Source organism: Actinoplanes xinjiangensis (genome assembly GCF_003148685.1).
Lineage (GTDB): Bacteria > Actinomycetota > Actinomycetes > Mycobacteriales > Micromonosporaceae > Actinoplanes > Actinoplanes xinjiangensis.
Window position 1 is genome coordinate 319,705 of the sequence record NZ_QGGR01000007.1, and the last position, 14,067, is coordinate 333,771.

General features: G+C 71.7%; 12 protein-coding genes. 8 read left to right on the forward strand and 4 right to left on the reverse strand.

All coding sequences use genetic code 11. The features are described 5' to 3' along the window. Positions 1-58: 58 nt before the first annotated feature. Entirely contained in the window at positions 59-946 is an 888-nt protein-coding gene (locus tag BC793_RS18415) for an SNUT3/LISCH7 family protein (protein WP_146246326.1), read from the reverse strand. A 140-nt stretch (positions 947-1,086) separates the two neighbouring features. Between BC793_RS18415 and BC793_RS18420 the strand changes: the two genes are divergently transcribed. The 5 genes from BC793_RS18420 to BC793_RS18445 are packed head-to-tail and all read left to right on the forward strand — an operon-like array spanning position 1,087 to position 8,241. After that, positions 1,087-2,238 carry an FHA domain-containing protein gene (locus tag BC793_RS18420; protein WP_109593794.1) on the forward strand — a complete coding sequence of 384 codons (1,152 nt, stop codon included), beginning with the start codon at positions 1,087-1,089 and terminating at the stop codon, positions 2,236-2,238. 16 nt (positions 2,239-2,254) lie between these two features. Further along, entirely contained in the window at positions 2,255-3,325 is a 1,071-nt protein-coding gene (locus BC793_RS18425; RefSeq protein WP_109593796.1) for a hypothetical protein, read from the forward strand. Further along, complete coding sequence (locus BC793_RS18430) at positions 3,322-4,614, forward strand: hypothetical protein (RefSeq protein WP_146246327.1); 1,293 nt, start codon at positions 3,322-3,324, stop codon at positions 4,612-4,614. The genes BC793_RS18425 and BC793_RS18430 overlap by 4 nt, the downstream gene beginning before the upstream one ends. Next, entirely contained in the window at positions 4,611-6,407 is a 1,797-nt protein-coding gene (locus BC793_RS18440) for a vWA domain-containing protein (protein ID WP_146246328.1), read from the forward strand. The genes BC793_RS18430 and BC793_RS18440 overlap by 4 nt, the downstream gene beginning before the upstream one ends. Positions 6,408-6,447: 40 nt before the next feature. After that, positions 6,448-8,241 carry a serine/threonine protein kinase gene (locus tag BC793_RS18445; protein WP_146246329.1) on the forward strand — a complete coding sequence of 598 codons (1,794 nt, stop codon included), beginning with the start codon at positions 6,448-6,450 and terminating at the stop codon, positions 8,239-8,241. Between the two features lie 9 nt (positions 8,242-8,250). Here BC793_RS18445 and BC793_RS18450 read toward each other — a convergent pair whose 3' ends face one another. Further along, a complete protein-coding gene (locus BC793_RS18450; protein WP_109593804.1) occupies positions 8,251-9,498 on the reverse strand; it encodes an SNIPE associated domain-containing protein in 1,248 nt (415 codons plus the stop codon). Between the two features lie 530 nt (positions 9,499-10,028). Further along, the gene (locus tag BC793_RS18455) at positions 10,029-10,370 is read right to left on the reverse strand and encodes a hypothetical protein (protein ID WP_109593806.1); all 342 of its coding nucleotides are present in this window, start codon (positions 10,368-10,370) and stop codon (positions 10,029-10,031) included. A 118-nt stretch (positions 10,371-10,488) separates the two neighbouring features. Between BC793_RS18455 and BC793_RS18460 the strand changes: the two genes are divergently transcribed. The 3 genes from BC793_RS18460 to BC793_RS18470 all read left to right on the forward strand — a co-directional run bounded on the left by BC793_RS18460 (position 10,489) and on the right by BC793_RS18470 (position 13,103). Further along, positions 10,489-11,328 (forward strand): phosphotransferase, encoded by an 840-nt coding sequence (locus tag BC793_RS18460; protein WP_203896251.1) that lies wholly within the window; start codon positions 10,489-10,491, stop codon positions 11,326-11,328. Between the two features lie 68 nt (positions 11,329-11,396). After that, the gene (locus BC793_RS18465) at positions 11,397-11,909 is read left to right on the forward strand and encodes a SigE family RNA polymerase sigma factor (protein WP_109593810.1); all 513 of its coding nucleotides are present in this window, start codon (positions 11,397-11,399) and stop codon (positions 11,907-11,909) included. A 15-nt stretch (positions 11,910-11,924) separates the two neighbouring features. Then, positions 11,925-13,103, forward strand: a complete 1,179-nt coding sequence (locus BC793_RS18470; RefSeq protein WP_109593812.1) for a hypothetical protein — start codon at positions 11,925-11,927, stop codon at positions 13,101-13,103. A 45-nt stretch (positions 13,104-13,148) separates the two neighbouring features. On the opposite strand, the gene BC793_RS18475 is transcribed toward BC793_RS18470, so the two are convergent. Continuing rightward, a complete protein-coding gene (locus tag BC793_RS18475) occupies positions 13,149-13,937 on the reverse strand; it encodes an alpha/beta fold hydrolase (RefSeq protein WP_109593814.1) in 789 nt (262 codons plus the stop codon). Positions 13,938-14,067: the final 130 nt, after the last annotated feature.

The following is a 14,067-nucleotide window of genomic DNA, read 5'->3' on the forward strand; positions in this document are numbered from 1 at the left end:
CCGTGTGCACCCCGCCGAACAGCACCACCACGTCCCGGCCGAGCGGGCGGACCGCGGGTCAGTCGTCGCGGTAGACGGGCTTGCCGTCACCGGACGGGCGCCGCGGTGACGGCGGGTCGGCGCGGTACCGGGGCGTGCCGTCGCCCTGCCGGGGACGGTTCGGCTGTCCCGGCCGGTCGGTGGACTCGTCGCGATAGCGGGGCGTGCCGTCGCCCGGCCGGGATGCCGGACGACCGCTGCGGTTCTCGGGCCGGCCGTCACGAGCGCGGTACTCGGGCTTCCCGTCGCGGGCACGACTGTCGGGCTTCCCGCTGCGGGCACGGTACTCGGGTTGGCCGTCGCGGCGGGGAGACTCCGTGCGGCGTGGCCGTTGCCGTCGCCCACCACCGCCACCGGAAGAGCCGCGGCCGCCGGAAGAGCCACCGGACGAGGAACGGGACGAGCCGCCGGACGACGATCGGGACGGGCGGGATCGCGGAGTCCGGCGGGACGCCGGGCGTGAAGGTCCCCACACCACCTGATCCCGCCGGTGTGCCGGGAACAGGAGGTTGAGCAGCGGAATCAGCACGAGGAAGAGCAGGATCCCCGCCCAGCCGGTGAGGATCGGCACGAGGGTGAGCAACCCGACCGGCACCGCGTAGTGCTCCAGCGTCCACAGGGTGACGGCGAAGGAGGCCACGAGCAGCGTGACGGTACGCACGGTGACGGTGAGCGCCGGCCTGCCCCGATGACGGGCGCTCCACAGGGCGATCAGTACGGCGAGCGGCAGGGCCAGGCAGGCGAACAACAGCCAGTGGTCCGACCTGTCCAGTTGGGCCGGATGGTGCCGGTGAACGTAGAGGGCGGTAGCCGGCATGGCCAGTGTCGAGCCGACCACCGGCGACAGGCAGAAGGCGACCAGTGACAGGCAGCCGGCCGCGCCGGAGGATGCGGTTTTCACGGGCACGACAGCGGACACTAATGATGCCGGTTCGGTGCATGGAAATGTATGACCCGTGTGGATGAATCATTGCCGCGAATGAGTGACCGCGTACCGCCGCCGCCCTGAACTACTGTTTTTCGACGTGGTGAGGACGTGGTGAGGACGTGGTGAACGGCGTGCAGGACGTGGTGGACCGGCCGGTGGAGCCGCCGGTGCGGGGCCGGGTGGTGATCGACGCGTCGAACGTGTGCCGGATGGAGGATCTGCCGGTCGCGGGCCGGGGCGGTGGCCGTCCGGCGGCGTCGCGGCTGCGGCGGGTGGTCGCCGAGTGGCGGCGCCAGCACGGCCGGGCCGCCGATCTCACCCTGGTCGCGGACCGCAGCCTGCGGCACCGTTTCGACGATTGTGGAGCGTCCGGTGAATGGGCGGACCTCAATAGTGAATTCGATGTCATCGTCGAGTCGTACGCGGATCCGTGGATTCTCGATCTGGCCGCCGCCGAACGCCGTCACGTGCTGAGCGGGGACCTTTTCCGCGGCCATCGGCGCAGTGCCCGCTGGATCGAGGACAACCCGGAACGGTTCCTCCGGCCGCTGCTCAGGGGCGAGGCGATGCGGTTCGTGCCGTCCGGGGTGAAACCGGAGGCCGACCACGTCAAGACGTACCACGAGGAGGTCGACTACCTCCGCGGCTTCGGGTTCTCCTCGGATCGGCACGACCACCGGCTGGAGTGGTTCAAGTTCCGCTGGCGGTGCCGCGAGCCGCGCTGCTGGACGGCCCGCAACCCGGACCGGGAACGCCAGATGGTCCCGGTGCCGGGGCGGGACGGCCGCCCGAGATGCCGGGAGTGCGGCGGGCCCCTCGAGGGCGGACGGCCCCGCGGCGCATGGACCGAGATGAAGGTCACCGACCTCGACCGTACGGTCGTGTGGCACCGCTTCCTGGTGGAGAGCGGCGACCCGGTCGTCGTCGGCCGCGGCCTCACCGCCGACGGCCTCAGCCTGGACCTGCTCGCGGACGTGGCCGGCGATCCGGAGCTGCTGCGCGCGGTGAGCCGCCAGCACGTACTGCTGAGCCTCGACGACAGCGGTGAGCTGACCGCCACCGACCTGGGCTGGAAGCAGCGGACCGTCGTGCACGACAGCAGCCGCCAGTCGGTGACGCTCGCACCGGACGAGTCCCGCATCGTCCGCGACAAAGGCTGGATCGTGCTCGCCGGCGCGGTCTGCCTGGTGCGGTCGGCCCGCCGGTACGTACCGACGGCACAGGGCGGTCTGGGCCCGTCCGCGGACGGCCGGATCACCCGGAACACGTGAGGCGGGGACAGACGACATGCTGGACGGTGTGATCCTGGTCGGCGCCCTGCGCCAGCGGGTGGAGAAGGCGGTCGGCTGGCACGGCGCCCCGCCCACCGGCCGCAGCCGCGGCCCGGTCGAGCTGACCCCGGGCGCGGGCGTCGCGGTGCTGCGGCCGCCGCTGACCTGGCTGGGCAGCCCGGCCGCCCGGCAGGACTGGGTGACGGCGATGGCGGCCACCCTCACCGCGGCGCCCGGACGACCGCTGCCACCGGGTACGCCGGGTGTCGTACCGGCGATCGACCGGCACATCCTGGAGGTCGCGTCGCCGGCCGAGCAGACGGTGCTGTGCAACCTGGTCCGCCAGCACTCACCACTGCTGATCGCGCTGACCGGGCGGTCGGCGGCGGGGACACGTCGGCTCGGCGCGGCCCGTGACCAGGTGGCCGCGCGTCACCTGGACGCCGCCGACGCCGAGTTCCGGACGCTGCTGGAGTCGCACCTGCGCCGGGTGGAGGGGTTCGAGGCGTTCGACCGTACCGATGTCCACCCGTCGGCCGAACCGGACGGGACACCGACCGTGGTGGTCCAGTGCATCGACGCCGCCGCCACCCTCGCCGCGGTCCGCGCCCACGCCCTGCTGCTGGCCGCGTTCGCGTTGCGGGCCCGGCGCCTGGTCCAGGAGGGCGTCGCGCTGGAACCGATGGCGCAGCGGGTCGTCGACGAGAACCGGGCCCGCGCGGTCGCCAGCGGTCTGCGCGCCCGCCCGGCCGACGACGGCGGATCCACGCTGCGGGCACGGACCCGGCGGCTGCTCGCCGACGTCCTGGCCGTCGAACTCGACAATCTGGACACCCAGCCGGAGGAGCTGTTCCCGATCCTCGCCCCGGTCGAGCGGCTGGCCGACGACGACAGCGTGCTGACCGGCAACCCCGGCGCCGCCGGCCGTGCGCTCACCGACACGACCGCCGGGGGGCCCTGCCTCGCCGCCGCGCGCCGCACGGCCGAGGGCCGCACCTGGTTGCTGGTGGAGAGGTGGGCCGGCCTCATCGCCGCCCGCGGCGGAGGAGCGAAACCCTCCAGAGGTACGGGCGGAGCGCGCCGATGACAGCCGTGGACGTCATCCTCGACCTGCGGCAGTGGCCGGACCGCGTCCGTGACCCGGCCGGTCTGACCGCCCTGTGGGACCAGGTGGAACGCGCCCTGAACGGCACCGACCTGCGCCGCCGCCCGGAGAACCGGGTCACCCTGTCGCGCGGCGTGGTCGCGGTGCGCCTGGCCCGCGCCGAGGCGGCCGCCGTGATCCGCCCGGACACCGCCGTCCGCGTGGTGAACGTGCTGGAGAGGCCCCGGCTCCAGCACCCGTGCCGGGCCTGCACCGGCCCGGGCCGGGAGAGCGAGGGTGTCTTCCGCTGCCCCGGCTGTGACGGCGCGGGCTGGCTGTGCGCCGGGCACGCCCAGGTGCTCGACGGCGCCCTGATCGGCACCTGCCGCAGACACCGGCCGGGCTGCACCGAATGCGACCGGGCGGCCACCTTCCGCTGCGCCGGGCCGGCCTGCCGTGGTCAGGCCGCACACTGTGACAAGCACCGGCGGGGCCGGGCCGGGGACTGGGCGTACTGTCCGGGCTGCCACGGCACGCTGTTCCCGGACTGCGCGACCGTGAAGTGCGGCAACGTCGGCTCGGCGGGCTGCGAGTTCACCGACGACCGGCTGCGCGGCTGCGGGCAGCGCCTGTGCCCGGAGCACCTGCGCCGCTGGCAGGTCTTCGGCCCGGAACGTCTCGGCCTGGCCCTGTGCGCCCGCCACGAGACCGCCCTGGGCGGTGTCCCGGCGGCCGAGCTGATCCGCCGGATCGTGGGCGGCACCTACCTCCGGCATCAGGGCGACCGTCGCGCCGACCCGCTGCCGAGCCTGCGTGCCGTCGGCTACATGCTGCGCAACTTCAGGCACTTCACCGAGGCCAACGACCCGCACTGGATCCGAGGGACACTCAAGGCCTCCGGTGACGCCTTCGGCTCCGACGCCGAGAAGGTACGCCGGTTCGTGCACCACCGCGACGGGAAGGAACTGCCCCGGCCCTGGCAGCGCGAGATCGAGGAACTCGACGGCGACCGCGGCAGCGGCGAGAAGCTCCTCGACCAGGCGCGGGCGGTGCTGCGCTCGCACGGTGGCCGCGACGGCGCCCAGCTGGCCGGCGAACTGAGCCTCGGCGGGTACATCGCGCCCCGCCGGATCGGTGGTGAGGACCGGCCCGGCCAGCTGTACGTGCTCGTGCCCCGCCATCGCCGGGACGTGTTCCGCAGATGGCAGGCCGCGATGAGCCGGGACCTGACACAACGCCATGGCGGCGAGATCGTGGTCCTGCCGGACCGGGGGAGCGGGGGTGCCCGGTGAAGGTGGACTCGACCACCCATCGCACGGTCGCCGTGCCCGTGCCGGCGGCCGGTGTGTCGGTACGGCTGGCGGTGTCCCCGAAAGGACCGCAGGGGCCCGCCCTGCTGGAGGCCGATGACGGCGGGCGGCGCACCGCGGTGGCCGTCGACGTGCAACGGCACGAGGGTGTCCCGGACGCGACGCTGGTGGTGCCGCGGAACCTGCACGACGAACTCGGTCTTGGTGACGGCGGCCGGTGGACGCTGCGGCAGCGCCCGGCGGTACCGGCGCGCGGCCTGGTCCTGGAGCCCGCCACGGTGCGCGAACCGGACCGGATGACCCGGGAGATCGCCGCCGGTGGACTGGCCGGCGCGCTGCTCACCCCCGCACCCGGGGGCTGGGAGCCGCTGGTGATCGGCGGGTCCACGTACGAGATCAAGGAGGTCCGTGGCGCGAACCGGGACGCGATCGTCCGCATCGGCCCGGAGACCAGCGTGGAGATCTTCGCGCCCGGCGCGCGGGCCGGCGTCGACATGGTGATCCTCGCCGATGTCAGCGAATCCATGGACGTCGCCGACGTCCCGAAACCGTCCGGCGGTTACGTCAAACGCATCGACGTGCTGAAACGCTCGCTGCGGGCGCTGCTCGCGGTGCGTGCCACAGCGCTCGGCCCGGCGTCGCAGGTGGCGCTGCTCGCCTTCGACTCCAAGGCCCGGACCAGGTTCCCGACAGCCGGTGGGATGGCCGCCCTCGACGCCGGGTCACCGAAGGCGGTGACCGAGAGTTTCCGCAAGGCGGTCGACCAGCTCGCCCCGCGGCCCGGCAGCCACACCGACATCCAGCGCGCCCTGCACGCCGCCGCCGAGTTGCTCAACCGGCACGGGCGGCCCGCCAACGAACGCGTCATCGTGCTGGTCAGCGACGGCGCCGACTGCCCGCCACGCCGCCCGGAGGACACCGGCCGCGTCTTCGGGGCGCTGGAGGAGCCGGTCAGCCTGATGGAACACCTGCACCGGGACATGCGGGTACGGCTGCACGCCGTCGGGATCAGCACCGAGGAGTGGTTCCACCGGCGCTGCGAACCGAACGCCCGCCTCGTCCCCGACCACCGCCTGCTCCAGAAGCTGCTGCTGGCGGCCGGCGGTGGGCGGCCGACGATCGGTGGGGTCGACGACGTCGGCGACTACTTCTCCGAGGTCGGCACCGGCCTGCGCTACCCGGTGACCGGCAGGCTGACCGTCCTGCCCGCGCTGCGCCTGGACCGGGCGATCCTGGAGAAGCTCACCGTCCGCCGCCCGGCCGGCCCGAACCGCGACAGACTCGCCGACGAGTTCGCCGGTCTGGTCCGCTCGGTCAACGAACGCAGCCAGCGGGCCCTCGGCGGTGCCCTGTTCCAGCGCGGGATCCTCCCGCAGGTGGAGTACTTGCTGCTGCGTGAGGTACCGGACGACACCGCCGAGTTCACCCGGCAGCTCACCACCCACCTGCGGCGGCTCAGCCCGCTACCGCCGGGCGCCGCCGAGAACGCGTGCGTCCGCGAGTGGACCGCCCTGATGAAACGCCTCAATCAGGCGCTGGTCGCCGAACGTGACCTCAGCGAGGTGTCCCGGCTCTGCAGGAGCCCGTCCCGGGAGATCCCGGACGTCGCCGTCGCGGTGCTCGCCGCCCTGTGTGAACAGCTCCGGGCCCTCAACGGCGGGCTACAGAAACTGCCCCCGCGGTCCGCCGGGGTGCCGGCCGCACGCCGTCCCGTCGCCGTGGGTGGCGCCGTGCGGGCGCTGGAACGCACCGGCAGCAGGTCGTTCCTCCCATGAGCGGCGCCAGGTGGGTCGACGGGCTGACGGGACGCCGTTCGTGAGCGGCGCCAGGTGGGTCGACGGGCCGCTCGGGCGCCGGGAGTTCCGGCTGGTCCGGTTGGTCCGCACCGGTGGTGAGGGCGAGGTCTGGCAGGCGGAACGCACCGACAACGAGGTCACGGCCCGCTGGGCGGTCAAGATCCTGCTGCCGGAGCGCATCGCCCCCGACCGCAATCCCCGCCGCGTCCTCAACGAGTGGATGCGCCGCTGGCAGCAGACCATGATGCGGGTCGGCGCCCTGCACCTGCCCGGTGTCGTCTTCCCGGCCGGCGTCTTCACCGGCCCCCGCCCCTACACCGGCGGCGGGCCCGCCGACTCCGCCGGCCGTGCCCTCTACATGGTCAGCCGCTGGGTCGACGGCGGTCAGGACCTCGACCGCTGGCGCACGGAACACTTCGATCCGGCCGCCTGCCAGCGCGTCCTCGACCAGATCTGCACCCTCGTCGAGAGCCTCGGCGACGAGGGCATGGTCCACGGCGACCTGACACCGGGCAACATCATGCTCGAACACGACGCGGCCCGCCTGATCGACTTCACCCGTCTCACCCATACCGACGCCACCCCGGTGCTGCCCGGCGGCACCCGCGGCTACACGGCCCCCGAACTCAGCCGGCCCGGCGTCCGCGTCGACCCGGCCATCGACCGCTACGCCGTCGGCGCGGTCGCCTACTTCCTGCTCACCGGCGTCGATCCGCCACACCAGGACGCCGGGAACACGGCCCGCCGCCAACTGCCCCGCTACGGGTATCCGGAGGCCCTGGCCGATCACGTCGCGGCCCTGCTGCATCCGTTGCCGCAGCAGCGTCCCCGGCTCACCGTGTGGGCGGCCGACCTGGGCAGGCTCATCGAGGGGGCGTACCACACGGATGGTTTCGAGGATCTCGCCCTGACCGTCGACGCCTCCCGGACGGCGCAGATCGCCGCGACCGGCGGCCGCCGCATCGCGGTGGCCCGGGCCGGCAGCCGTCACCAACCGCTTCTCGACCCCCTGCCGCTTCCCGCACCGCAGGCGGTACGCGCCCTCGCGCTCGCCCGCCGCGGAAACGGCGACGTGGCCGTCTTCGCCCGGGGCAACGACCGCTCCGTGACGGTGTGTGTGGACGGCCGCTGGCAGACCCTCCCCGGCCTGACCGCGCACGGCCCGGTCCGGGCGGCCGCCGGAGGAGACGGCGGCGTCAGCGCCTACACCGTCGGCGACACCGGCCTGACCGGAGTCACCGTCGGCCTGGACGGCGTCCCCACCGTCGAGCACCACACCGAGGCCGCCCGCCGGATCCTCGCGGTGACCGCCGGACCCGGCGGAGACGTCCACCTGGCCGTGGAGGACCACACCGGCCAGCTCAGATGCGGTCCCGCCGACCGGCTGCGCCCCGTGGGCCTGGCCGACGTGGACACCGCGGCCCTGTGCGTGAACAACCACGACGAGCCGGTCCTGATCGCCGCCCAGACCGGAGCCGCCGAACTCACCGAGATCACCGACCCCGGCACCGACGGCCGGGCCAGCCGCCGCCCGATCCCGGCCCGTCCCGGCATCCGCGACGTCGCCTGCCTGTGCCTGCGCACCGGCCTGCTGCTGGTGGTGGCGGCCGACAGCGGCCTGTGGGTCCGCCCGGAGCGGGGAGACTGGTCGTGCCTGTGGCCGGAGCCGGTCCAGCGGGTGGCGGCGGTCCAGGGTTACGGCTGGCGGGTCCAAATAGCCGCCCTCGCCGAGGGCCGGGTCCTCTTCGCCGAGGAGGACGCGCCGGGCCGCTGGCCACCACGCGCCTACTTCCTCAATTCCGCCACCGACTGACCGTCGCCATCACCCACCGGCGGCAACCGGTTCTTGTCGTTGGGCGTGTGTCAGGGACTGCCGGAACTCCAGAGCCTCCGGTGTCTCCTCGTAGTGCAGCAGATTGCCCGTCAGGTCGGCCAGCAGTGCTCTGGCCTCGCCCGGTGTGGCGTAAAAGAACTCTCGTCGCTGGTTGACACGGTTGACCCGTTTGTCAGCGAGTCGGGTGTGCATGGCGGCTTCGATGCCGACCGCGTTCTCGGAGAAGAACAGCGCGTGCACGTCGAAGTTGAAAGGCACTGAGGCGTCGCTCAGTTCGCGGACCCGGTCCATCGGATCCAGGCGTCGAGTCAGACCCACCTTGATCATCGATTCACCGAACGCGCCGATGTTCGAAATGACATACACATAGCCGGCCCGGATGTTCGCTGCCCGGTAGTCGACGTCCTGGATCGCGGTGTCGATCTGCGCGAGTCGTTGCTGTAGTTGCGCGGCGCCATCGACATCACCCTTGGACTGCAACGCGGCCAGTGCGTTCAGGTAATGAGCGCGTTCCTTGTCGAGTCGAGCCCGTTCTCTTTCGATCTCCTGCTGGACCTTGCGTTCTTCCCGCAGACGCGTCTTCTCCTCGCGTTCGCGCTCCTTCTCCTCCGCGACCTTCTGAACGTAGTCGGCGGTGAGCTGCAGTTCCTGAACCCGTGTCCGGTGATATGCCTCGTTGATTCGGATGTCCATCGTCTTGCCGAGCCGGGCGATCGTCGTCGCGACCTTGCCCAGCCGTTCCACTGCCGAGTCGAGCTTGTAGGGCTTCAAACCGCGGACGAGGTTGTCGGCCTCCGCGTTGTAGGCGCGCAGCATCAGCTTCGAGAAGTCCCGGATCATCGCCCGGCCCTGTGCCTCCGACCCGTTGACCGTCCAGCCCTGCGCTGCTTGAACCGCACCGCCGTCGGCCTTCGCCATCGACTTGATCCGATTCTGCACGCCGGCCAGTGCCACCTGGTATGCCACAGCGTCGGACAGTGGGTGCTGATACTGATAGACGCCTGCCTCCTGGAGCAGGGCCGTCTCCTCGGTGACGACGATCTGTTGTCGGGCCAGCGCCAGCCGGACGTTCGCCTCCGACTCCTGGCGGGCCGACTCACCGATGCGAGCCTGAGCCTGCGCGACCTGTTCGGCGAGTCGCGCACTGCTCCGGGCCGCTTCCTCGGCGGTCTCCTGTCGCACCCGTTCCCGATGTCGTTCCAGTTCCACCGCGGACAGGACGCCCAGGCGCTGCATGTCCGCCCGCAGTTCGGACAGCTCCGCCTTCAGTTGCTCGACCTCACCCGCCAGTTCCCGGGCTTTGCCGCGCGCACCGAAGAATCCGATTCCGGGGTCCGGCGGAGCCTGCGGCGGGGCAGGCGTATGTTCGGCGACCGGCGGTGGCGAATACGGTGGCGGTGCGGGTACGTCCGGTATCCAGAATTGCCATCCGGCGGGAGCCGGACCCCACGCCGGATCCGGTTTCCATCCGTCGGGAGGGGTCCATCCGGCAGGCGGATCGGGCCAATTCGGGGGAGTGTTGAAGCGATACGCCACGGTTCATTCCTCAGTGGTCGAGCGGCCGTCCGACCGTATCAACGCCCGAGGTTCTCCCTATCCTGCTTTCGGCTGCGCCGTCGCCCCGACCAGACCGAATCGTTCGCCGAGTGATACGACCCGGTGTTCGGCACGAAATCCGATCTGGACTGTCGTCCGACTGATCCTGGAAGGTCACCGGGGGGCGACGTCCGCCGGGGCGGTGTGGCCACCCCGGCGGACGTCGTCGATCAGATGATCCGTGTCTGGTAGGTGCCGCTGTTCGGCGAGTAGTTGGAGGCGCACCGGGCGATCGACGTGACGCCGCCGGCCCCGCCGACCCAGCCGCCGTAGACGGTGACCCGGACACTGGGGTTGTTCTCCCGGACGCAGTAGGCGATCGCGCGCCACTGGTCGTTGCCCGGCCGGGTCGTCGTGTTGCAGCCGGCCTGCCATCCGGTCTGGGTGGAGGAGCCCTCCCAGTACCGGCTCCAGCAGTTGGAGGGTGCGGCCTGTGCGGCCACCGGCACCATCAGGCCGCCGGTGGCGAGGGTGGCGATGGACAGGGCACGTACCGTTGTTCGATTTCGCATCAGATCCCCGTTGTTAGATCGAAACGGACCTATGGAGCCTGAGCGTCGGTGCGAGAGGGATCAAGCAGTCTCGCAAAATGCTACAAATACCGCACAGTGCGCTTTAGGATGCTCCATTGTGTCTGATCCACTCGGTAAGCTCTCGCCGCGACAGCGCGCCCTGCTGGACATTTGGCTCCCCGGCGTGCAGGTGGTGAAGGACCACAGCTGGGGCATCGTGGAGACCACGGTCCTGGAGATCCTTCAGGGCGGGAGACGGCTCATCATGAAGGCCGGCGGTGCCGCCGACCACCACATCGCCCGGGAGCTGCGCGCCCACCGGGAGTGGCTGACGCCGTGGACCGACCGTGGCCGGGCCCCGTCGCTGGTGCACGGGGACGTCGACGCGAAACTTCTGGTCACCACGTACCTGCCCGGGGAGCTGGTGACCGGGGCCGATCCGGACGTCTTCCGTCAGGCGGGGGAGTTGCTGGCCCTTCTGCACGGCCGCCCCGCCGGTACCGACGACTACGAACGCCGCGAGAACGCCAAGTGCCTGAAACTCCTCGACGGCCCGCACCGGATCGCTCCCGCCATGGTGGACCGGCTTCGTGCCCTGATCACCGGCTGGCCCACCGCACCCGAGCCGGTCGTGCCGACGCACGGGGACTGGCAGCCCCGCAACTGGCTGATCCACGAGGGCGTGGTCAGCGTCATCGACTTCGGCCGTGCCGCGTTGCGACCCGCCTACACCGACCTCTCCCGGCTGGCCGCCCAGGACTTCCGCGACGATCCCACCCTGGAGACGGCCTTCTTCGAGGGGTACGGGTCGGACCCGCGCCCGGCCGGCGGCTGGGATCGTGGCCGCATGCGCGAGGCGATCGGCACCGCCTGCTGGGCGTACGTGCAGGGGATCGACGACTTCGAGGCGCAGGGCCACCGGATGATCGCCGAGGCGCTGCCCGAAGATTTCTCCTAGGACGTGTCAACCGGGTGCCGTGCCGGGCCCGTCTCAGTCGCGAAACACCCGACGGAGAGGGCACGACGATGGGGGACGGCTCGGATGACGAGTACACCGATTACGTCTCGGGGCGTATTCCCGCGCTGCGGCGGCTGGCCTATCTCCTGACCGGCGACGGCCACCGCGCCGACGATCTGGTGCAGCAGACGATCACCACGCTGTATGTGAAATGGCAGCGGGCCAGGGCCGCCGACCACCTGGATGCCTACGTGCGCAAGATGCTCGTGCGTACCTATGTGGACGAGAAACGCCTGGCCTGGGCCAGGGTGGGGCTGTTCCGGGAGGCGCCGGAGCCCGCGCCGGTCATCGACGGGGGAGCCGAGGACCGCCATCTGGTACGCGCGGCGCTGACCCGCCTGCCACGACGGCAGCAGGCCGTTCTGGTGCTGCGTTTCTACTACGACCTGCCGGTCGACGAGGTCGCCGCGATGCTCGGCTGCACCACCGGCACGGTCAAGACCCACACCTCCCGTGGCCTGGCCACACTCCGGCGCCTGCTAGGTGACTCCGGCACCGCCGCTTTCCAGTTCGCGATCTGACGCAGAGGAGCGACGATGCGTACCGAACACGACCTGATCCACCTGCTCGACGACGAGCCACCCACTCCGTCGGCCGTCGACATCCGTGGCGCGATCACCACCGGCCGCCGCCGGCGGAGGATGCGCCGCGCGGGCTTCGCCGGCGCCACCGCGACCGCCCTGGCCGTCGCCGTCGTCGTCACGGTCAACGGCAACCTGTTCGCCCCGAACCCGGCCCCGACCGACGCCGCCGGTCCGGACGCCATGCCGACCAGCTGCGGTCTCGCGGATCTCCCGCCGGTGCGGTCGAAACAGGTGACCGCGACCGTCGTGACCGGCGCCGACGCGACCGGCCGGTATCTGGTGGGCCGCACCGAGCCGGTCGCCGAGGCCGTTCTCTGGCGCGACGGCCAGGCGCAGATCACGGATCTGCCGGGCACCGGCAGGTCGGCCTTCACCGATGTGAACTCGGCCGGCACCGTGGCCGGCTGGAGGTTCGCCGAGGACGGCGAGCCCGAACCGGTGCCCTTCATCATCCAGCAGGAGACGGTGACGCCGCTTCCCGGTGTCACGCACGGGTTTCCGTTCGCCGTCAACAATTCCGGGACGGTCGTGGGCGAGTCGGGCGGTTCCGCCGTGCGATGGTCGTCGGCGCTCGACGACGCCACCCGCCTCCCGGTTCCGTCCGGGACGCAGCGGTCGAGCGCCGTCGCCGTCGATCAGGACGGCACCGTGGCCGGGACCGTCGACGGGAAGGCGTTCGTCTGGCGGCCCGACGGCACCGGGTTCGCGTTGCCGGCGCCGGACATCGACGGCACGGCGGCTTCGATCACGACGGTCAGTGACATCCGCAACGGGTGGGTGGTGGGCTCGGCCAGTATCACCGGGCGACCACCTGTGGCGTCGAGCGTTCCGGACGTTCTCGAGTCGGTGTCGGTGCGGTGGAACCTCGGCACCGGGGAGGTGTGGATCATCGAGGAGTCGAGGCTGGTGGCCTCCGCGGTGACCGCTGACGGCTGGCTCGTCGGCGCGGGTGCCGGCGCGACGGCCCCGGCCATGGTCGCCGGCGACACGACCCTTGCCTTGCCGCTCCCGGCGGGCAGCGTGCCGGCGGTCGACTCGCGGTACACGGTCAGCGACGACGGCCACACCGTCACCGGCCTGGCCGTCGATGCTTCCGGCACCCGTGTTCCGGTCGTTTGGTTCTGCATCTGATCTGTTGGTGGGCCGGCCCTTCAGGGAGCCGGCTCACCATTGTTCTCAGACGGCTGCCACCTCCCGGATCGCCGCTGCCACGGCCGCGTGATCCTTGCGCAGGATCATGCTGTGGTTGCTGGGGACCTTGGCGCTGATCCGGATGTGCGGGTTGCGGGCCACCACCTTGTCCAGGCTCGCGCGGATCACCTCCTGCTCGTCGCCCTTGCTGCCGAGTGACGTACCGGAGGCCAGGACGTAGCGGGTGGGGACGGTGATGCCGTCCATGACCGGGCCGAGTTCGCCTTCCCGGGAGATCCTCCCGAGTTCGATGTTGCTGGTGGCCTGCTGTTCGGCGCTCAGGCGCGGGACCAGGCCGGTCGGGCGCAGCAGCGGCATGAACCAGGCCATCCGCTTGAACATCTTCCGGATCCGTTCCTCCATGGCGTCGTCGAGCCAGTCGTGCGGCATCGCGCCGTCGACCAGGACCGCGCCGATCGCCCGGTCCGGGTTGCGGCCGGCCCAGTGTGCACCGAGGAACGCGCCGTAGGACCATCCGACGATCAGCGCCCGGTCCACCCCGCGGGCGGCGAGGACGGCGTCGATGTCGCGGATGCCGGCCTCGAAGGAGTAGTCGGCCGACGTCTTCGATTTCCGGCCGCGGGCGCGTTCGTCGTAGGTGATGTGCCGCCAGCCGGGGCCGAGGCCGGCGATGACTCTCTTCCAGTAGCCCTGGGTCGCGAACTGCCCGTTGAGGTAGACGACCGGGATGCCGGTGCCGCCGGTGTCGGTGCAGGCGAGGGCGGTGTCGTCGACCGGGATCATGCCGGTCCACGGGGTGACGGTGCTGGTCATGCCGTGCTCCTGTTCGAGGGGCGAGCGTTGCAATGGGCGAGCGTTGCGTGGGGCGAGCGTTGCGAAGGGGGGCGCCCGGTGGGCCGAGCGTTGCGAGCGGCCGACTGTTGCGAAGGCCGGGCGTTTCCGG

Bases quoted from the DNA above. Each gene is read 5' to 3' on its own strand.
- BC793_RS18455 (WP_109593806.1), bottom strand. From the start codon at position 10,370: ATGCGAAATCGAACAACGGTACGTGCCCTGTCCATCGCCACCCTCGCC.
- BC793_RS18465 (WP_109593810.1), top strand. From the start codon at position 11,397: ATGGGGGACGGCTCGGATGACGAGTACACCGATTACGTCTCGGGGCGT.
- BC793_RS18450 (WP_109593804.1), bottom strand. From the start codon at position 9,498: ATGCAGCGCCTGGGCGTCCTGTCCGCGGTGGAACTGGAACGACATCGG.
- BC793_RS18430 (WP_146246327.1), top strand. From the start codon at position 3,322: ATGACAGCCGTGGACGTCATCCTCGACCTGCGGCAGTGGCCGGACCGC.
- BC793_RS18475 (WP_109593814.1), bottom strand. From the start codon at position 13,937: ATGACCAGCACCGTCACCCCGTGGACCGGCATGATCCCGGTCGACGAC.
- BC793_RS18425 (WP_109593796.1), top strand. From the start codon at position 2,255: ATGCTGGACGGTGTGATCCTGGTCGGCGCCCTGCGCCAGCGGGTGGAG.
- BC793_RS18470 (WP_109593812.1), top strand. From the start codon at position 11,925: ATGCGTACCGAACACGACCTGATCCACCTGCTCGACGACGAGCCACCC.